Here is an 18302-nt window from a genome sequence, read left to right as displayed (position 1 = left end):
GACATTCCATGCAGATTGAGAACAAGGTTTTTATCGTCACTGGCGGTGCTTCGGGGCTGGGGGCCGCTACGGCTGAAATGCTGGTGAAGGCGGGTGCCAAGGTGATGCTGGTCGACATGAATGCCGAGGCCGTCGCGGCACAAGCACGGGCACTGGGCGAGCAGGCAAGCAGCGTGGTTGCCGACATCAGTCAGAGTGAGGCGGCGCAAGCCGCAGTGGACGCTACCGTCACGCAGTTTGGCGGGGTTAACGGGCTGATCAACTGCGCAGGGATCGTGCGCGGCGAAAAGATTCTGGGCAAAAATGGCCCGCATGCACTGGAGAGCTTCAGTCAGGTGATTAACGTCAACCTGATCGGCAGTTTCAACATGTTGCGTCTGGCAGCTGCCGCGATGGCTCAAGCGCCGGCCGATGCTGAAGGTGAGCGCGGTGTGATTATCAACACCGCGTCTGTTGCCGCGTTCGATGGCCAGATAGGGCAGGCGGCCTATGCCGCCTCCAAGGGCGCCATTGCCAGCCTGACATTACCGGCGGCACGGGAACTGGCGCGCTACGGGGTTCGGGTCATGACCATTGCCCCGGGCATTTTTGAAACGCCGATGATGGCGGGCATGACCCCCGAAGTGCGCGAGTCGCTGGCCGCTGGCGTGCCGTTTCCGCCGCGTTTGGGCAAGCCTGCCGAGTATGCCTCGCTGGTACGCCATATCATTGAAAACAGCATGCTCAATGGCGAGGTGATCCGTCTCGACGGTGCCTTGCGCATGGCTGCCAAATAAGAGGTGAGAAATGACTGTCAGCAATGACCCGATCGTGATTGTGAGCATTGCCCGTACGCCTATGGGGGGCTTTCAGGGTGAGTTGAAAGGTCTGACCGCGCCGCAACTGGGCGCTATTGCGATTCGTGCCGCGGTTGAGCGCGCAGGTGTGGCGTTTGAGGGGGTTGAAGAAGTGCTGTTCGGCTGTGTGTTGTCAGCCGGCCTCGGTCAGGCGCCTGCCCGGCAAGCGGCCTTGGGGGCAGGGCTGGACAAGGGAACGCGTTGCACCACGCTGAACAAGATGTGTGGCTCGGGCATGGAGGCAACCATTCTGGCCCATGACCGGCTAGTGGCAGGCAGTGTCGATGTAGTGGTCGCGGGGGGCATGGAAAGCATGTCCAATGCGCCGTATTTGCTCGACCGCGCGCGCAGTGGCTACCGCATGGGGCATGGTCGGGTGCTCGATCACATGTTTCTTGACGGTCTTGAGGACGCCTATGACCGTGGACGCTTGATGGGTACCTTTGCTGAAGATTGCGCCCAGGCGCATGGTTTTTCACGTGAAGCTCAGGATGCGTTTGCCGTGACTTCGCTGACCCGTGCCCAGCAGGCCATCAAGGACGGCCGTTTCAGCGATGAAATCGTGCCGGTGCCGGTCACTGTCGGCAAGGAGCCGCGACTGATCACGGATGACGAACAGCCGCCCAAGGCCAATCTGGCAAAAATCCCGACCCTCAAACCCGCTTTCCGTGAGGGCGGTACGGTGACCGCTGCCAATTCCAGTTCGATATCCGATGGCGCGGCAGCCTTGGTGTTGATGCGCCGCTCACACGCGCAAAAGCAGGGCTTGCAACCCTTGGCAGTGATACACGGCCATGCGGCGTTTGCCGATGAGCCGGGCCTGTTTCCGACGGCCCCAGTGGGTGCCATCAAGCGTTTGATGAGCAAGACCGGCTGGAGCCTGAGTGAGGTTGATTTGTTTGAAATCAACGAGGCGTTTGCAGTGGTCAGCCTGGTCACCATGGGCGAATTGGACATCCCGCATGACAAGGTCAATATCCACGGGGGTGCCTGTGCGTTGGGCCACCCTATTGGTGCGTCGGGTGCACGTATTTTAGTCACACTGATTTCGGCACTGCGCCAACAAAAGCTCAAACGGGGTGTTGCGGCGATCTGTATTGGTGGCGGCGAGGCCACGGCCATCGCCGTGGAGTGCCTGTAACGCTTCACCAAGGCGTGCCAAAACGTTGCAAACCCTTGGCGGTTATGGCTATTTGAATGACTGCTCGCTGGAGCGGATCTAGCACAATATTCAGCGCAGGTTCATTTCGCGCAATTTTTGAATCGAGGACGTTTTCGATGAGCTACGAATGCATTTTGTTGGACATTCACGGGCATGTTGGCCTGATTACACTGAACCGGCCGCAGGCGTTGAATGCCCTCAATGCGCAGCTGGTCAGTGAAGTGAATCACGCGCTGGATGTGTTGGAAGCCGATAGCGCCATTGGTTGTATCGTCATCACCGGTTCGAAAAAAGCCTTTGCGGCGGGTGCCGACATCAAGGAAATGGCCGACCTGACGTACCCGCAGATCTATTTGGAAGACCTGTTTTCAGACAGTGATCGTGTAGCGACACGGCGTAAACCCATCATTGCGGCTGTGGCCGGCTTTGCCTTGGGCGGCGGCTGCGAGTTGGCGATGATGTGCGATTTTATTTTGGCCGGTGACAACGCCAAATTTGGTCAGCCTGAAATCAATCTGGGCGTACTGCCGGGTATGGGCGGTACCCAGCGTCTGACCCGTGCCGTGGGTAAGGCCAAGGCGATGGAAATGTGCTTAAGCGGACGTTTGATCGGTGCTGAAGAGGCTGAGCGTTCCGGTCTGGTGGCGCGTGTAGTGCCGGTGGATGAATTGCTGGACGAGGCGCTGAAAGTGGCGGCGCTGATTGCCAAAAAATCCTTGCCGGTCTTGATGCTGACCAAGGAAAGCGTCAACCGTGCGTTTGAAGTCAGCTTGTCGGAAGGCGTGCGTTTTGAGCGCCGGGTGTTCCATTCTCTGTTCGCAACTCAGGATCAGAAAGAAGGCATGGCGGCGTTTGTCGGCAAGCGTGAGGCTGAGTTTAAAAACCAGTGAAGGTACGCGATAGGTAGGATTAACGACTGCTTTGCAGTCGGACGTAGCCTCGCGGAGCTCGACAACGGCTACGGATCGTGGCCGCGATTGGGGTGTTTGATCTTGGGGCCCCGTTAAACCACGCTGGCCGCAGGCGGGTATTGCGCAGTGGGTAACCCGGCAGGACGCCGGGTTAGCCGCGACACGGCCATGGATGGCCGATCGCGGCGGGCCCACGGAGCAATGCCTGCCTGCGGGTATGCCGAGCCACGGCGAGGCACCGAGTGGAGGGGCAAGGACCTTTTGGTTCCTTTGGGGTCCTTCTAAAAGGGACGCGCCGTAAGGGCGCAACCTTAAGTAGCCGTTACCGAAGCAATGGATATATACCCAAATACTGCGGTTACTGGGCGCGTCATACCCGCAAAATCCGCCCACTGATGGCCACGGCAACTAGCAGTGTGGCAATTAACAAAAAGGCGGTGCTCAAACTGCTGGCATGGGCAATAAAGCCGATGGCCGCAGGTCCAGCCAGAATGCCCGCATAGCCCAATGTCGTAATGGCCGGTACGGCAATGCTTGCGGGCATCAGCGTTTGTTTGCCCACGGCGGTATACAACACCGGCACGATGTTGGAACAGCCCATGCCAACCAGCCCGTAACCGACCAGCGCAACCTGCCAGCTTGTGGCGAGTGTTGCCAATATCAACCCGGCGGCGGCTAACAACCCACCCACGATAATGACCCGGCGTGCCCCCAGATGGCTGACGATGGTATCGCCCAGCAACCGTCCTGCGGTCATGGTCAGCGCGAAAGCGGCATAACCCAGACCTGCATAAGCCTCATCAATCTGCTTGTCGGCGGTCAGAAACACCGCGCTCCAGTCCAGCATCGCGCCTTCTGCCAGAAACACCACAAAGCACAGTAAGCCGATAAACAGCACTACCCCGTGCGGGACGGCGAAGGCCGGGCCGCTGCTTTCACTGCCATAGGGCAACAGATGCGGTGCCGCTTTGATCAGGGCGGCGAGGATCAGCACAATCACCACTGCAATCGCCCACAGGGGCGTCAACCCTAGCGCCAGCAGGGCGCTGACCCCGGCGGCCCCGGCAATCCCGCCGACACTGAACAGGCCATGAAAACCCGACATCATCGTGCGTCCGCTGGCGCGCTCGACGATGACCGCTTGCAGGTTGACGGTGGAGTCAACTGAGCCCAAACCTGCGCCAAACAAAAACAGGGTGGCGATCAACAAGGGGACTGAGCTGACCGTGGCCAGCAACGGCAGGGCCAGACAAATCAGAACCGTGCCTGCGCTGAATACGCGGCGACAGCCGTAACGCGTCGCGAGAATGCCGGAGATGGGCATGGCCAGAATGGAACCGGCACCCAGGCACAGCAGCAGCAACCCCAGCGTGGCTTCATCCAGCCCGGCACGGGCCTTGGCGTATGGCACCAGCGGTGCCCAGGCCGCAATGCCAAAACCGGCAATGAAAAAGGCAATACGGGTGGACATTTGTTCGAGACGGCCGGGAACAACAGGCGTCTGGGTGTTGATGGCGGTCATGGGCGTCCTTGTCGATATACAGTGTGCAAAAACCAGTAGGAGCTGACGAGTAGTGCGAGGCCGCGATCGGCGGCAAAGCCGTCGTAAAGCATTCTCAAAGGCCCTGCGACGATTGCATCGTCGAACGTAGCCTCGTACTACTCGTCAACTGCTACGAGAGTTTTCGCGATTCTGCAAAAATAAATAAAGCCTGTTGCGATAGGGCGCCCCAGGTCAGACCTGCAACAAGCGCTCCCTGAGCTTGCCGATTTCATCACGCATTTGCGCCGCTGCCTCGAATTCCAGGTCGCGGGCCAGTGCGTACATTTTTTCTTCCAGTTGGCGAATACGCTTGCTGATCTCGCTGGGCGAGCGCAGTTCGTTTTCGTACTTGGCGCTTTCTTCGGCGGCCTTGGCCATGCCTTTGCGTTTTTTGCTGCGCGATCCGGGTACAACCGCGCCTTCCATGATGTCAGCAACATCCTTGAACACGCCTTTAGGCGTGATGCCGTTGGCCAGGTTGAAGGCGATCTGTTTCTCGCGACGTCGCTCCGTCTCGCCAATGGCCCGTTCCATCGACCCGGTGATACGGTCGGCGTACAGAATCGCCCGACCGTTGAGGTTTCGCGCGGCACGGCCAATGGTCTGGATCAATGAGCGCTCCGAACGAAGGAAGCCTTCTTTGTCGGCATCCAGAATCGCCACCAGTGACACCTCGGGCATGTCCAGGCCTTCACGCAGCAGGTTGATCCCCACCAGCACGTCAAATACCCCCAGACGCAGGTCGCGGATGATTTCTACGCGCTCCACCGTGTCGATGTCCGAGTGCAAATAGCGCACGCGCACGCCATGATCGGCCAGGTAGTCGGTGAGGTCTTCGGACATGCGCTTGGTCAGCGTCGTTACCAGCACGCGTTCTTCCAGTGCCACCCGTTTGGCAATCTCGGAGAGCAAATCGTCCACCTGCGTCAACGCCGGGCGGATTTCGATTTGCGGGTCGACCAGACCCGTAGGGCGCACCACTTGCTCGACCACGCGGCCCGAGTGTTCGGCCTCATAGTTGCCAGGTGTAGCCGAGACGAAAATGGTTTGCGGGCTGATGCGCTCCCATTCATCAAAGCGCATGGGCCGGTTGTCCAATGCGGAGGGCAGGCGGAAGCCGTATTCCACTAGAGTTTCTTTGCGCGAACGGTCGCCTTTATACATGGCGCCGACTTGCGGCACGCTGACGTGAGATTCATCAATGACCAGCAGGGCATCAGCCGGCAGGTAATCAAACAGGGTGGGCGGTGGTGCGCCGGATTCGCGACCCGAGAGGTAGCGCGAGTAGTTTTCAATGCCGTTGCAATAACCCAGCTCCATGATCATTTCCAGATCGAAACGGGTGCGCTGTTCCAGGCGCTGGGCTTCCACCAGTTTATTGTTGGCGCGCAGGTATTCAAGGCGCTCCTGAAGCTCTTGCTTGATGCCTTCTACCGCATCGAGCAAGGTCTCGCGCGGGGTCACGTAGTGGCTTTTCGGGTAGAAGGTAAATCGCGGCATTTTGCGGATGACTTCGCCGGTCAGCGGGTCAAAGGCGCTGATGCTTTCGACTTCATCATCGAACAGTTCGATGCGCACGGCTTCCAGGTCGGATTCGGCCGGGTAGATGTCGATCACGTCACCGCGCACGCGGAAGGTGGCTCGGGCGAAGTCCATGTCGTTGCGGGTGTATTGCAGGTCAGCCAGACGGCGCAGCAGTTCGCGCTGGTCGAGCTTGTCGCCGCGATCCACGTGCAAGACCATTTTCAAATATGTTTCCGGGCTGCCCAAGCCATAGATGCACGACACGGTGGTGACAATGATGGCGTCTTTGCGCTCCAGCAGTGCCTTGGTCGCGGACAGACGCATCTGCTCGATATGGTCGTTGATCGACGCATCCTTCTCGATAAAGGTATCCGAGGAGGGCACATAGGCTTCGGGCTGGTAGTAGTCGTAATACGAAACGAAGTACTCCACCGCGTTGTTCGGGAAAAACGCTTTGAATTCGCCATACAACTGCGCGGCCAGCGTCTTGTTTGGCGCCAGCACCAGCGTGGGCCGGTTCACATGGGCAATCACGTTGGCGATGCTGAAGGTCTTGCCCGAGCCCGTTACACCGAGCAGGGTCTGGTGCGACAGACCGGCTTCAATGCCCTCGATCAATTGGCGGATGGCTTCGGGCTGATCGCCTGCGGGCTCAAAGCGGGTAACGAGTTGAAAATCGGACATATCTGACCTCTGGGTTCGCCTCTCTACATGCATTGACCGCAGAGAAACGCGAAAGACTGCATACGACGCACGCCGCAGGAAAAAACAGGATACGGCTTTATATGGAGCCTATGGCTGATTGTTTCAAGGCAAGCGTCTGACACCCCACGTTGGCCGAGAAATGCAATTAGACCAGTGGCCTGTCAATAAATTGAAATACTTGGGTAAAAACCGACATTAGTCTGTTGCCCGATTCGCGATCGGCCTTATACTTGCTCCCCGTTTGTGCACCGCTCTAGTGCAATCGGCTGGAGCGTTGTCACCCCCTCCATACTCCATTCAGAGCCGCCGTAATAATGAGCCTGTTCTCCGCTGTCGAAATGGCACCACGCGATCCTATCCTGGGCCTCAACGAAGCATTTAACGCCGATACTCGTACCAGTAAAGTCAATCTGGGGGTCGGTGTTTATTGCAACGAGGAGGGACGAATTCCACTCTTGCGTGCCGTTGTCGAAGCCGAAACGATCCGGGTTGCTCAGCACGCCTCGCGCGGCTACTTGCCAATCGATGGCATCGCTGCCTACGACCAAGCTGTTCAGACGTTGCTGTTCGGTGCGCAGTCCCCTTTGTTGGCGGCTGGCCGAGTGATTACCACGCAAGCCGTTGGCGGAACGGGCGCGCTGAAAATCGGTGCGGACTTCCTCAAGCAATTGCAGCCAAACGCTGTGGTTGCCATCAGCGACCCAAGCTGGGAAAACCACCGTGCCCTGTTTGAAACGGCGGGCTTCGCAGTACAAAACTACCGTTACTACGATGCGGCCAGCCATGACGTCAACCGTGTCGGCATGCTTGAAGACCTCAATGCCTTGCCAGCCGGTTCCATCGTGGTGCTGCACGCTTGCTGCCACAACCCGACCGGCGTTGACCTGACCCCGGCTGACTGGCAGAACGTGCTGGATGTGGTCAAGGCCAAAGGGCTGGTGCCGTTCCTTGACATGGCCTACCAAGGCTTTGGCGACGGTATTGATGAAGACGCCGCGGCGGTGCGCCTGTTCGCTGAGTCGGGCCTGAGCTTTTTTGTCTCCAGTTCGTTCTCCAAATCGTTCTCGCTATACGGCGAGCGTGTGGGCGCACTGTCGATCATCACCGAATCCAAAGAAGAGAGCGCACGCGTTCTGTCCCAGGTCAAACGTGTGATCCGCACCAACTACTCCAACCCGCCGACCCACGGTGCAAGCATTGTGGCAGCCGTGCTCAACAGCCCTGAGCTGCGTGCCCAGTGGGAGGCCGAGCTGGCTGAAATGCGCTTGCGCATTCGCGGCATGCGCTTGCAGATGGTTGAGCTGTTGGCCAAGAAAGCCCCTGAGCATGATTTCAGCTTCGTTGCCCGCCAGCGCGGCATGTTCTCGTACTCGGGCCTGACCGTTGAACAAGTGGCGCGCCTGCGCAGCGAGTTTGGTATTTACGCGCTGGACACAGGTCGCATCTGCGTGGCTTCGTTGAATCAACGCAACATTGAAGCGGTTACCGACGCCATTGTTCAGGTGATCTGAAAACTGCAAAGAGAAGTCATTCGAAGTGTTGACTTCTCTTTTTAGATCAGTAAGATAGACGCCATTCCGCGATAGCTCAGTTGGTAGAGCAAATGACTGTTAATCATTGGGTCCCTGGTTCGAGTCCAGGTCGTGGAGCCAGACGTTAAAAAAGCCGCTAGCAATAGCGGCTTTTTTTTTGCCCGCGATTTGAGCGCTGCATCACTGATCATCATGGGCAACGCCTTGCTCTTGAAAGGGCTGGGCCGGTATTGTGCTGAATCCTTTTTTGTCATCCACGTCACCGGCTTTGGCTGAGCGACCTCAATGGATCTGTTGTGATGAATGCTGCGCGTACGGTTGTTCGCCCGATCAAGGCGGTGATTTTCGATATGGACGGGTTGCTGCTGGACACCGAGGGGATTTACACCGAGGTGACGCAGATAATCGCCGAGCGTTATGGCCGCACCTACGACTGGGGTGTCAAACAGCACATCATCGGGCGCGGTGCACTGGATCTGGCCCAGTTTCTGGTCAAGGCGCTGGAGCTGCCGATCACGGCGCAAGAGTTCCTGACGGTACGTGAGCCTTTGCTCAAAGCGCGTTTTCCCTTGGCGCAGTCGATGCCGGGGGCTGAAGCACTGGTGCGGCATTTGAAGGCGCATCACATCCCGATTGCCGTTGGCACCAGTTCATCGGCCCATTCCTTTGAGCAGAAAACCACCCTGCATGGCGAGTGGTTCGGGTTGTTTGACGCCATCGTCACGGCTGACGACCCCGAAGTGGGGGCCGCGAAGCCCGCGCCGGATATTTTCCTGACCGCTGCCCGCCGCCTTGATGTAGCGCCCGAAGATTGCCTGGTATTTGAGGATTCGCCCTTCGGTGTGACCGCCGCCAAGGCAGCCAACATGAGGGCGATTGCTGTGCCGGATGAAGCCATGGCGGACAGCAAGTACCACCACGCGGATCAGATTATCCGCAAACTGGAAGACTTTGATCTGGCGGCACACGGTTTACCGCCACTGCGTTGAGCCTCGACCTGCAGTCGCAGCCTTGGTCAGCGACTGCGGGTGTTTACCGGGGAAGCTTGGCCAGTGCTTCACGCAACTCGTCAGCGTTGGTAAATTCTTTTTGCGCTGTTACAACCCCGTTGTCGAGTTGCAACCACAGTACGTTGTCTTCGGCACCGGGGTATTGCGCGGCGATCTTGCCGTCACGGTCGAGTACAACCCGGTAGTTGTAGTCACGCATGGCCGGGATGGCGATGAGTTTGCCGATCAGAGAAGGCATGCGCTGAATGTCGGCCAAAAACACGACGTGACGTGACTCCAGGTAATCTTTGGGTTGATCTTGCAGGGCAGCCTTGACCAGTTTGGAACCGTCCATGTTGCGCGCCACCAGCAGAACGCGGGCTTGGGTATCCAGTGTGTAGGGCTGGTCGTGCTGGTCGCTGAGCGTCCAGGGTGCCAAGCGATCGCCGATGTTGGCCGCCTGAGCCGTCAGGGTGAGCAGGCTTAATAGCAATAAAGTGGCAATTCTCATCGTCAGGGTCTTCTTCAGTGAGGGGGGGCAGGGATGTCTGCAGGTGGGGATGTGGGACTTAACAGCCTTGCAGACGAACGTGCGCAGGTTTTAGCAGTCGTATCGCAGGCAGTGTTTTAGCAGAGTGTTGCGGCCTGCTCTAATATTGATTCAGCCTTTTAACAAGTTGTGACAAACAAGGTGCGTGTGAAATGGCCAATTGGCTTCGGTGTGAAGGTTTGATGGCTGACAAAATCAGAAGCCATGATTGGGCGAGTACTTCGCTCGGCCCTTTGCACGCTTGGCCGGATGTGTTGAAAACCACGGTTTTATTGATGCTCGACTCGCACTTTCCCAAGTCAATTGTCTGGGGCCCTGAGCTAATCACGATTTATAACGATGGCTTCTTGCCCATTCTGGGCGACAAGCCTGAAGCGCTGGGGCGGCCATTCAGTGATGTCTGGGAAGAGGTCTGGGATGAAATCAGGCCCATCGCCGATGCGGCCTTTGCCGGGCATGCCACCTATATCGAGAACTTCCCACTGGTGATTCAGCGCACTCAAGTGCCAGAGCCTGCCTATTTCACCTTTTGCTACAGCCCGATCCGTGATCCCAACGGCAACGTAGTGGGCATGTTGGACACGGTCACTGAAACGACCACCACTGTTCTGTTAAGCCAGCGTCTGGCGGTACTCGATGCCATTGCCACCGCGGTCGTCAACCTCACCGAGCCTGAAGGCATATTGGCCGCCACCATGCGTTTGACGGCTGAGTACTTGAAGGTGACGCATTGCGCCTACGCCGATATGGAGCCCGACGAAGATGCGTTTTTCATCCGTGACAACTGGACCGTCCCAGGCACGCCCAGCATTGTGGGGGCTTACCGTTTAAGCGACTTTGGCGAGATGGCGGTCAGTCGGCTGCGTGCGGGTCAACCTTTGGTCATTAATGACCGGGCGAAGGATCTTTTGCCGCAGGCCGCTGCCACTTTCGCAGGGATGGGCATTGCGGCCACGATTTGCCTGCCTTTGATCAAAGGTGGGCGTTTGACCGCCTTGATGGCTGTTCATGATCAAACACCGCGGTTATGGACACCCTTTGAGCTGGGGTTACTGAGCGAGGTGACCGAGCTGTCATGGGCGCATATCGAAAGGGCGCGGGCCGATTCAGCAGTGCGCGACGGTCTGGCTGAGCTGGAGCTGCTCAATACCACACTGGAGCAACGGGTGGAGGAGCGCAGTGCGCGTCTGTTGCATACCGAGGCCGCGCTGCGCCAGTCGCAAAAGCTCGAAGCCATCGGCCAGCTCACCGGCGGCGTGGCTCACGACTTCAATAACCTGCTGACTATCATTCGGGCGTCGGTGGACTTTCTGCGTACGCCCAACCTGTCCGCTACGCGTCAGGCGCGCTATATGAATGCCGTCTCGGACACCGTGGATCGGGCCAGCAAGCTGACCAGCCAACTGCTGGCCTTCTCCCGGCGCCAACCGTTAAACCCGCAGGTCTTCAATGTGGGAGAGCGCATCCGCTCCATCGGCGAAATGCTCGATGCGCTGACCGGCGCACGCATACAAGTCAATGTCGAGCTGCCGGGCCAGCCCTGCCATATCAAGGCGGATTCCAGCCAGTTTGAAACGGCATTGGTCAATATTGCCCTGAACGCCCGCGATGCTATGGAGGGGCATGGCCAATTGGTCTTGCGCCTTGAGCAGGGGCTAGCACTGCCCTCTATCCGCGGGCATGCCGGTTCCAGTGGAAAGTTTATTGCGGTGTCATTGCATGACACGGGGGCAGGTATTTCGGCGCGTACCCTTGAACATATCTTTGAGCCCTTTTTTACCACCAAGGAAGTGGGAAAAGGCACCGGGCTGGGCTTGTCCCAAGTGTTCGGGTTTGCCAAGCAGTCGGGTGGCGATGTGGATGTGTCGAGCGTGATCGGGCAAGGCTCGGTCTTCACCTTGTACCTGCCGCAAGTGGAGGTTGAAGCGATCATTCCCACTCCGGGCGATGTGCATGAAGCCGCTTCGCTAACAGCCGCGCAGGGCCAATACCGGGTACTGGTGGTGGAAGACAACCTGGAAGTGGGCGGTTTTGCCAATCAAATCCTCCAGGACCTGGGCTACGAAACCGCCTGGGCTGCCAATGCCGAAGAGGCATTATTGATGATTGGGCCAGAGGCGATGGCCTTCGATGCGGTATTTTCAGACGTGGTCATGCCCGGCATGACCGGAGTGGCGTTGGCCGGGGAGTTGCGTCGGCGCCGCGCGCAACTGCCGGTGATTCTGGCCTCCGGTTACAGTGAAGAGCTGGCTGAGGACGGATATTCTGCGTTTGAGTTTCTGGCCAAACCCTACTCTGCGGATCAATTGGCGCGGGTCCTTGCCCGGGTGCTGGGCAAGGACTGAGGCGACAGCACGTTTCGTTTTCAGGTATACAAGGGGCACCATCTGCTGTCAGAGGATCTGCCCCGATGCCACGTCTAACTGCGAAAGACTTTGCTCCGCAATTGCTGGAGCTATACGACTACTACGCTCACGGGCGCATCAGCCGGCGCGAATTTCTGGACCGGGCAGCGGTGTTCACGGCCGGGGTCAGTGCCTTGTCGGTGTTGGGTGCGCTTAGCCCCAACTATGCCCTGGCTGAGCAAGTCGCGATCACTGATCCGGATATCGTGGCCGAGTACATCACCTATCCCTCACCCAAAGGGCATGGTCAGGTTCGCGGTTATCTGGTTCGACCGGCGAACGCCAAGGGTAAGGTGCCGGCGGTGGTGGTGGTGCATGAGAACCGCGGCCTTAATCCTTATATCGAAGACGTGGCGCGGCGTTTGGCCAAACAGGGCTATATGGCGCTGGCTCCTGATGGCCTGTCGTCCGTGGGTGGGTATCCGGGCAATGATGAGGAGGGCGTCGCCCTGCAACAAACCGTCGACCCGCAAAAGCTGATGAACGATTTTTTTGCGGCCATTGAATGGTCGATGCAGCATGAGGCTAGCACCGGAAAAGTCGGGATTACCGGTTTTTGTTATGGCGGCGGAGTGGCGAATGCGGCGGCGGTGGCTTATCCCGAACTGGGCGCGGCTGTTTCCTTTTATGGTCGCCAACCCGACGCTGGCGATGTGAGCCGCATCAAGGCGCCCGTCATGGTGCATCTGGCTGAGCTGGATACACGCATCAATGAAGGTTGGCCAGCTTATGAGCAAGCCTTGAAAGCCAATAATGTCACGTACGAGGCTTATATTTACCCTGGCGTGAATCATGGCTTTCACAACGATTCCACACCTCGCTACGACGAGGCCGCGGCGACGCTGGCCTGGGACAGGACGCTCAGCTGGTTTGGCAAATACCTGTCTTAAGCGTTCTTTTTCTGAAGGCTTTTAAGACGAGCCGTCGCGCGTTGCACGGCGGCCATTTTTTCAGGCCGCTTCATGCGCTTCCATTTACGGATGTCTTCTTTGTTGCGCCCGCAACTGATGCACAGGTCGCCGCTTAGCTGGCACACGGCGATACACGGGTTTTCGATGTCCTTGGCCATTCAGCGTTTATGCGACAGGCGTTTGGGCCAGTCGCCGCCACAGGCCCGCTGGCATTCTTCTTCGGAATCGAAGTACACGTGGGCGGCGGCCTTGCGCACGTTGACTTGCGCATTCTTCAGTGCTTTTTCAGTCAGTTCGGCCATATAACTGGCTTCCCCATCCGCCAGGGCGAAGTCTTTGCTGACCTGAGTGTCGAACACCCATACGATTTTGAGGCTGGCAGGGAAGGCGGCGTAGTCGACCACGTGGGTCAGCCAGACAAAGCCGTTGATTTGCCCTTTGGCCTTTTCGCAGGCTTCGGTCAGGGATTTAACCAGGCGTCGTTCAATTTGGGCCTGATTACGGGTACTTAAAGACATGGGTGAATCCTGTTGGCGGGCGGGGCAAAGCCGCGATTATACCCATATGCTCGACGACAAGCGTTGCCCGCGGTTAATCACGACCTTGGTGTAATTGCGTTTTCGTCAAAAGTCCCACCTGAGGTAATATGTCGCGGCCTTGCGCTGGGCGCCTTGGATTTCAAGGCTCGCGCACGTGCTCGGCAGGGAGTTGAGCGTGGCTGCAGCGCAATGGAATTGCGTGATCCACAGCATAAATGTCACCCAAGTAGCTGAAGCCAAAACCAATAAGAGATCAGCGCCCAAGGTACATAAAAGCGAGGCCCGGAGTGTGTAGGGGCCTCTTATGTCTGCCCAGGGTATCGGGCAGGCGGCGTTTTATCTTAGGTATGACAACATGTTAAAAAAAATGAATAAGGGGCTACTGGGCTTGGCGCTGAGCATGGGGCTTAGCTCCGTGCACGCTGCCGAAACCAAACACGTTGATGTCTTGCTGATCGGCGGTGGCATCATGAGTTCCACCCTTGGGGTCTGGCTTAATGAGCTGGAACCGGGTCTGTCCATGGAGATGATTGAACGTCTCGATGGCGTTGCCCTGGAAAGCTCCAATGGCTGGAATAACGCGGGTACGGGTCACTCGGCACTGGCCGAGCTGAACTACACCCCGGAAGACAAGAACGGCAATGTTGAAATTCCGAAGGCCATTGAGATCAATGAAGCCTTTCAGATTTCTCGCCAGTTCTGGTCTTGGCAGGTCAAAAACGGCGTGCTGAAAAACCCGCGCTCGTTTATCAATTCCACGCCGCACATGAGCTTTGTGTGGGGCGATGACAACATCAAGTTCCTCAAGAAGCGTTATGAGGCACTGCAAGCCAGCCCGTTGTTCGCGGGCATGCAGTACTCCGAAGACCCGGTTCAGATCAAGAAGTGGGTTCCGCTGATGATGGAAGGGCGTGACCCGAACCAGAAAGTGGCGGCCACCTGGTCGCCGATCGGCACTGACGTGAACTTCGGCGAGATTACCCGTCAGTTTGCCGCTCACCTGCAAGCCCAGCCTAACTTCTCGCTCAAGTTGTCGAGTGAAGTCCAAGACATCACGCGTAACGAAGACGGCACTTGGCATGTAGTGTACAAAAACCTGAAAGACGGCACTGAAACTGCCACTGACGCCAAGTTTGTATTTATCGGCGCAGGCGGTGGTGCTTTGCACTTGCTGCAAAAGTCCGGCATTCCTGAAGCCAAGGAGTACGCAGGCTTCCCGGTAGGCGGCTCGTTCCTGGTGACCGATAACCCGACCATTGCCGAGCAGCATTTGGCCAAGGCCTACGGTAAAGCGTCGGTTGGCGCGCCGCCGATGTCGGTTCCGCACCTGGACACCCGTGTGCTCGATGGCAAGCGCGTGATCCTGTTTGGCCCGTTCGCAACGTTCTCGACCAAGTTCCTGAAACAAGGTTCGTACTTCGACCTGCTGACCAGCACCACGACTCACAACATTTGGCCAATGACCAAAGTCGGTATCGAACAATACCCGCTGGTTGAATACCTGGCCGGTCAGTTGATGCTGTCGGACGAAGACCGTTTCAATGCACTGAAAGAGTACTTCCCGAACGCCAAGACTGAAGACTGGCGCCTGTGGCAAGCCGGTCAGCGCGTGCAGATCATCAAGCGTGACGAAGAGAAGGGCGGCGTGCTGAAACTGGGCACCGAAATCGTCAGCGCCAAGGACGGCAGCATTGCCGGCCTGTTGGGCGCATCGCCAGGTGCCTCTACCGCTGCGCCAATCATGCTGACCGTGCTCGAAACCGTGTTCAAGGACAAGGTGGCGACGCCCGAGTGGCAAGCCAAGCTGCACCAGATCGTACCGAGCTACGGCACCAAGCTGAACGGTTCGCCTGAGCGTGTTGCACAGGAGTGGGCGTACACCGCCGACGTTCTGCAACTGACTCCGCCGCCGGTTATCCCGGCTGCAACGGCTGCCCAAGAAGCACCTGCTGAGCAGGCCGCGCCTGCACCAAGCAATCCAGCGGCCGACATGGCGCTGTAAAAAAACAGCCCCACCTGACGCTGTCGGGTGGGGCTGCTTTTAGCGTATGACCTCGCTTTAACGCCTCGCATTACCTCCCCTTGATTCACTGGGTGCCGAACAAGGCCGTCCAGTAAATCCCTGCGTCACTTTTTGGGTCTAGCGCATAGGCCGCGCCCAGCTCGCGAAACTGCGGGTTCATCACATTGGCGCAATGACCGGGGCTGGCCAGCCAGCCATCAACGACCTTGCGCGCGGTGTCTTGACCGGCGGCGATGTTCTCACCGATCTGTTGGCCACTGTAACCGGCCAGCTCGGCACGATCGCCCGGCGTGTGATTCTCGCGGTCTTTGTGATCAAAGTAATTGTTATTGGCCATATCCCGTGTATGGGTCTCGGCGGCGGTTGCCAATGTAGCGTTCCAGGTCAATGGCGTCGTGGCAACAAAAGCCTGAGTGCCGCATTGACGGGGTTGATTGCGGGCGCTGTTGATCTGTTCAAGCACTTTCTGGCCCTCAGCCTGTGCGTCGCCTAAACCGTGGGCGAGCAGAGGGCGAGCCAGTACGATGCGCCAGTCTCGTTGATCGTGGCTGATGCCAATATCGACAAATTGCGGGTCGAGCACGACGCGGCAGAAGCTTTCTTGAACAGCCTTCATCGCGGCTTGCGCATCACGCGGGCCGGACAGGCTAATGGCCTGCACGCTGACCATCGGATAGGCGGCTTGCTTGAGAGCGTCCTGCAAATTACCAAAGCCCGTTACGGGCAATATCAGGCGTGTGTCCGCCGTCAGTGGCGGCAGTTCTTGCGAAGACTGGCCTGCGCACGGTTGGCTCTGGCTGCGCCAGGCGTTGATCGATGAGATGAGTTGCGATTCTTCACTGGCCATTGCTGGAGCGGCAAACGCCAGCGTCAGGGTCAAGACGCAAAGGCCAGTCAGGGGGGTATAACGCATAAAAGAGTCCTTTTGAAGCAAGGCGCCTATCATGCGTTATTTCACCCTGGCAGGGGCAAGGGCTTTTTAGCCTTGACGCTCGGCCACAAAGGCTTTGGCCTTGGCGGTCAGCTGATCAATTTGCCGATCACGTTTCTTTTCGGCATCGAGCATGGCTTTTTTGCCGTTGCGTTGCAGCAGGTACGTATGAATCTGCCGCACTTCGGTCGAACTGTAGATCGGCGCGACATCGAGGACGCCCATCAAGCCGTCGCTGCTGTGGTCGAGGGTGTTCATCAATACTTGCGGGCCGCGACTGCCGATGACTTGAAAACCCATGGCTTCGAAAGCGCCGACTTTGCTTACGCTACACGTCAGTTCAGTGTGCGGGTAACGGCGCACGACGTCGTTGACCAGTGCCTGAAGGACACCCAGGTGTCGGTGGCTGGCGCGCTCGGCCATGTAGGCAATGCCGCAGGCGTGTGGATCGTCCTTGACCGGTAAGTACAGGGCAAAGCCGGTCACGGTGTCGGGGTCGTGTTCGTCGGTGGCGACAATCAGCTCGACCGCGATGCCCTTGGCCCCGCCGAGCGCTTGCAGATACAGATGCACTTCAAAGCCGATGGCATATTGGTAGATGCTGTAGAGCAGATTGCTCGGCGCAATTTCCATCGCACTGATGTCGGTGAGGTGATCGACCACCAGTTGCAGGATCTGACTGTTGATCGCCTCGCCCGGTGGCGTATTGAAGTGGGTAAGGGTGCTCATTTAGCGCTGGCTCATCCAAAAGCTGTGCAGCGCCAGTGCAGCCGGTGCCAGGGCTGCAACCCGTTGCTGGTGAGCGGCCACATCCAAGTCATGCGGCAATTCAAAATTGTCCTGCTCGGCGCAGTCGCTGATGGCTTGCAACAGTGCCGCCTGTTCTGCGGGCAGGGGTGACCAGTTGGCCACCGCGACACCACGCAAGTAGCCGAAGCACCATTCTTCAGCGAGTGTGACGGTTTGCCCCAAATGCTCGGTTTGTTCAAAACGCGGGGTAAAGGCACTGCGGTGTTCAGCCAACTGGCGGGCCAGAGTGTTGATATGGCGCACGCTCAACTCAATCAGTTGCTTGGCATCGTCTGTGGTTTGCCAGTCTGGGTTCTGTCCACCCCAGATTCCCGGGAACCATTGGGCAATGTCCAACTGTGTCGGGCTTGAAACCAACGCGGTGAAGTAGCCGTCAAGCTCACACGCGTTGAGCACAGAATTGTCGTCGCCGTATTTGAGCAGGGTTTCGTCGATGAGGTCGAATTCAGCGGCGTTCAGGGGGAGATTTTGCATGGGCGGTTTCCTTGGCGCTGCCTGTCATAAAAGCAGAGTCGGGTGGGCGTCGATCAGTCAACCTGAACGATAGAGTCGACCACAAAGTATTTATAACCGGCTTTGGCCAGCGCCTTTTTGGCTTCCTGCTCGGCATCAAAGCGGCTTAACAATTTGGAGTCGTGCACGAACAGGGTTTCTTCGCCGTCGAACACTTTACTGACCTGCATACTGACGCGCAGCACAGGGCCGCGGCGTTTTACCGGTGCACGAGGTGCGGCTTTGGCGATGACAGGTGTCTCGACGGTGGGTGCAGGTGGGGCAGCCGGGACAGGGGCAGGTGCAGAAGGGGCCGCAGCAGGTAGATCAAGGCCCAGTGCTCTGCGCATTTCGTCCTCGGTGAATCCGGTACTCATGTGTTGACTCTATTTGGTTTGAAAACCGGGCTTATAAAGAATTATTGGGCGCAAGACAAGAC

The 18302-nt window shown here is 57.9% G+C and carries 17 protein-coding genes and 1 tRNA gene; 9 read left to right on the top strand and 9 right to left on the bottom strand.

Translation table 11 applies throughout. The features are described 5' to 3' along the window. The first annotated feature begins 8 nt into the window (after positions 1-8). From FJD38_RS16600 to FJD38_RS16590, 3 genes are all read left to right on the top strand, one after another. On the top strand, positions 9-776 hold the full coding sequence (locus tag FJD38_RS16600) for an SDR family NAD(P)-dependent oxidoreductase (RefSeq protein ID WP_122782294.1): 768 nt from the start codon (positions 9-11) through the stop codon (positions 774-776). Between the two features lie 10 nt (positions 777-786). Next, positions 787-1977 carry an acetyl-CoA C-acyltransferase gene (locus FJD38_RS16595; protein ID WP_146386347.1) on the top strand — a complete coding sequence of 397 codons (1191 nt, stop codon included), beginning with the start codon at positions 787-789 and terminating at the stop codon, positions 1975-1977. 137 nt (positions 1978-2114) lie between these two features. Continuing rightward, positions 2115-2888, top strand: coding sequence for an enoyl-CoA hydratase (locus FJD38_RS16590; RefSeq protein ID WP_122782296.1), 774 nt, complete (start codon positions 2115-2117; stop codon positions 2886-2888). 391 nt (positions 2889-3279) lie between these two features. Here the strand turns inward: FJD38_RS16590 and FJD38_RS16585 are convergent, their stop codons facing one another. Both FJD38_RS16585 and uvrB read right to left on the bottom strand, forming a co-directional pair. Then, positions 3280-4431: an MFS transporter gene (locus FJD38_RS16585; protein ID WP_146386345.1), complete on the bottom strand. Its 1152-nt coding sequence runs from the start codon at positions 4429-4431 to the stop codon at positions 3280-3282. Between the two features lie 213 nt (positions 4432-4644). Continuing rightward, the gene (uvrB, locus tag FJD38_RS16580) at positions 4645-6660 is read right to left on the bottom strand and encodes an excinuclease ABC subunit UvrB (protein ID WP_122782298.1); all 2016 of its coding nucleotides are present in this window, start codon (positions 6658-6660) and stop codon (positions 4645-4647) included. A 335-nt stretch (positions 6661-6995) separates the two neighbouring features. On the opposite strand from uvrB, the gene FJD38_RS16575 reads away from it, so the two are divergent. From FJD38_RS16575 to FJD38_RS16565, 3 genes are all read left to right on the top strand, one after another. Next, on the top strand, positions 6996-8192 hold the full coding sequence (locus FJD38_RS16575) for an amino acid aminotransferase (protein WP_122782299.1): 1197 nt from the start codon (positions 6996-6998) through the stop codon (positions 8190-8192). Between the two features lie 65 nt (positions 8193-8257). After that, positions 8258-8333: transfer RNA gene (locus FJD38_RS16570), tRNA-Asn, on the top strand. 179 nt (positions 8334-8512) lie between these two features. After that, positions 8513-9202, top strand: a complete 690-nt coding sequence (locus FJD38_RS16565) for an HAD-IA family hydrolase (RefSeq protein ID WP_122782300.1) — start codon at positions 8513-8515, stop codon at positions 9200-9202. 43 nt (positions 9203-9245) lie between these two features. Here FJD38_RS16565 and FJD38_RS16560 read toward each other — a convergent pair whose 3' ends face one another. Continuing rightward, complete coding sequence (locus tag FJD38_RS16560) at positions 9246-9713, bottom strand: FAD/FMN-containing dehydrogenase (RefSeq protein WP_146386343.1); 468 nt, start codon at positions 9711-9713, stop codon at positions 9246-9248. A gap of 191 nt (positions 9714-9904) precedes the next feature. Here FJD38_RS16560 and FJD38_RS16555 point away from each other — a divergent pair, with 191 nt between their 5' ends. After that, a complete protein-coding gene (locus tag FJD38_RS16555) occupies positions 9905-12097 on the top strand; it encodes a response regulator (protein WP_146386341.1) in 2193 nt (730 codons plus the stop codon). Positions 12098-12162: 65 nt separating this feature from the next. Next, positions 12163-13047 carry a YghX family hydrolase gene (gene yghX / locus FJD38_RS16550; protein ID WP_146386339.1) on the top strand — a complete coding sequence of 295 codons (885 nt, stop codon included), beginning with the start codon at positions 12163-12165 and terminating at the stop codon, positions 13045-13047. On the opposite strand, the gene FJD38_RS16545 is transcribed toward yghX, so the two are convergent. Both FJD38_RS16545 and FJD38_RS16540 read right to left on the bottom strand, forming a co-directional pair. After that, positions 13044-13226 carry a DUF1289 domain-containing protein gene (locus FJD38_RS16545; protein ID WP_122782303.1) on the bottom strand — a complete coding sequence of 61 codons (183 nt, stop codon included), beginning with the start codon at positions 13224-13226 and terminating at the stop codon, positions 13044-13046. The genes yghX and FJD38_RS16545 overlap by 4 nt on opposite strands. Next, the gene (locus tag FJD38_RS16540) at positions 13227-13586 is read right to left on the bottom strand and encodes a hypothetical protein (protein WP_122782304.1); all 360 of its coding nucleotides are present in this window, start codon (positions 13584-13586) and stop codon (positions 13227-13229) included. Between the two features lie 376 nt (positions 13587-13962). Between FJD38_RS16540 and mqo the strand changes: the two genes are divergently transcribed. Continuing rightward, complete coding sequence (gene mqo / locus FJD38_RS16535; RefSeq protein WP_146386337.1) at positions 13963-15609, top strand: malate dehydrogenase (quinone); 1647 nt, start codon at positions 13963-13965, stop codon at positions 15607-15609. An 85-nt stretch (positions 15610-15694) separates the two neighbouring features. Here the strand turns inward: mqo and FJD38_RS16530 are convergent, their stop codons facing one another. From FJD38_RS16530 to FJD38_RS16515, 4 genes are all read right to left on the bottom strand, one after another. Then, positions 15695-16543 (bottom strand): CAP domain-containing protein, encoded by an 849-nt coding sequence (locus FJD38_RS16530; protein WP_146386335.1) that lies wholly within the window; start codon positions 16541-16543, stop codon positions 15695-15697. Between the two features lie 66 nt (positions 16544-16609). Further along, positions 16610-17290, bottom strand: a complete 681-nt coding sequence (locus FJD38_RS16525) for a GNAT family N-acetyltransferase (protein ID WP_146386333.1) — start codon at positions 17288-17290, stop codon at positions 16610-16612. Next, positions 17291-17845 (bottom strand): UPF0149 family protein, encoded by a 555-nt coding sequence (locus FJD38_RS16520; protein WP_146386331.1) that lies wholly within the window; start codon positions 17843-17845, stop codon positions 17291-17293. A 53-nt stretch (positions 17846-17898) separates the two neighbouring features. Then, complete coding sequence (locus FJD38_RS16515) at positions 17899-18240, bottom strand: hypothetical protein (protein WP_122782308.1); 342 nt, start codon at positions 18238-18240, stop codon at positions 17899-17901. Positions 18241-18302 lie beyond the last annotated feature (62 nt).

Source organism: Pseudomonas saxonica (genome assembly GCF_007858365.1).
Lineage (GTDB): Bacteria > Pseudomonadota > Gammaproteobacteria > Pseudomonadales > Pseudomonadaceae > Aquipseudomonas > Aquipseudomonas saxonica.
Note: the sequence above shows the minus strand (reverse complement) of the source record. Positions and strands in the feature narration are given on the sequence as shown.

Bases quoted from the DNA above. Each gene is read 5' to 3' on its own strand.
- FJD38_RS16545 (WP_122782303.1), bottom strand. From the start codon at position 13,226: ATGGCCAAGGACATCGAAAACCCGTGTATCGCCGTGTGCCAGCTAAGC.
- mqo (WP_146386337.1), top strand. From the start codon at position 13,963: ATGTTAAAAAAAATGAATAAGGGGCTACTGGGCTTGGCGCTGAGCATG.
- FJD38_RS16600 (WP_122782294.1), top strand. From the start codon at position 9: ATGCAGATTGAGAACAAGGTTTTTATCGTCACTGGCGGTGCTTCGGGG.
- yghX (WP_146386339.1), top strand. From the start codon at position 12,163: ATGCCACGTCTAACTGCGAAAGACTTTGCTCCGCAATTGCTGGAGCTA.
- FJD38_RS16565 (WP_122782300.1), top strand. From the start codon at position 8,513: ATGAATGCTGCGCGTACGGTTGTTCGCCCGATCAAGGCGGTGATTTTC.
- FJD38_RS16575 (WP_122782299.1), top strand. From the start codon at position 6,996: ATGAGCCTGTTCTCCGCTGTCGAAATGGCACCACGCGATCCTATCCTG.
- FJD38_RS16585 (WP_146386345.1), bottom strand. From the start codon at position 4,431: ATGACCGCCATCAACACCCAGACGCCTGTTGTTCCCGGCCGTCTCGAA.
- FJD38_RS16590 (WP_122782296.1), top strand. From the start codon at position 2,115: ATGAGCTACGAATGCATTTTGTTGGACATTCACGGGCATGTTGGCCTG.
- FJD38_RS16555 (WP_146386341.1), top strand. From the start codon at position 9,905: ATGGCCAATTGGCTTCGGTGTGAAGGTTTGATGGCTGACAAAATCAGA.
- FJD38_RS16530 (WP_146386335.1), bottom strand. From the start codon at position 16,543: ATGCGTTATACCCCCCTGACTGGCCTTTGCGTCTTGACCCTGACGCTG.
- FJD38_RS16515 (WP_122782308.1), bottom strand. From the start codon at position 18,240: ATGAGTACCGGATTCACCGAGGACGAAATGCGCAGAGCACTGGGCCTT.
- FJD38_RS16520 (WP_146386331.1), bottom strand. From the start codon at position 17,845: ATGCAAAATCTCCCCCTGAACGCCGCTGAATTCGACCTCATCGACGAA.
- FJD38_RS16540 (WP_122782304.1), bottom strand. From the start codon at position 13,586: ATGTCTTTAAGTACCCGTAATCAGGCCCAAATTGAACGACGCCTGGTT.
- FJD38_RS16525 (WP_146386333.1), bottom strand. From the start codon at position 17,290: ATGAGCACCCTTACCCACTTCAATACGCCACCGGGCGAGGCGATCAAC.
- uvrB (WP_122782298.1), bottom strand. From the start codon at position 6,660: ATGTCCGATTTTCAACTCGTTACCCGCTTTGAGCCCGCAGGCGATCAG.
- FJD38_RS16560 (WP_146386343.1), bottom strand. From the start codon at position 9,713: ATGAGAATTGCCACTTTATTGCTATTAAGCCTGCTCACCCTGACGGCT.
- FJD38_RS16595 (WP_146386347.1), top strand. From the start codon at position 787: ATGACTGTCAGCAATGACCCGATCGTGATTGTGAGCATTGCCCGTACG.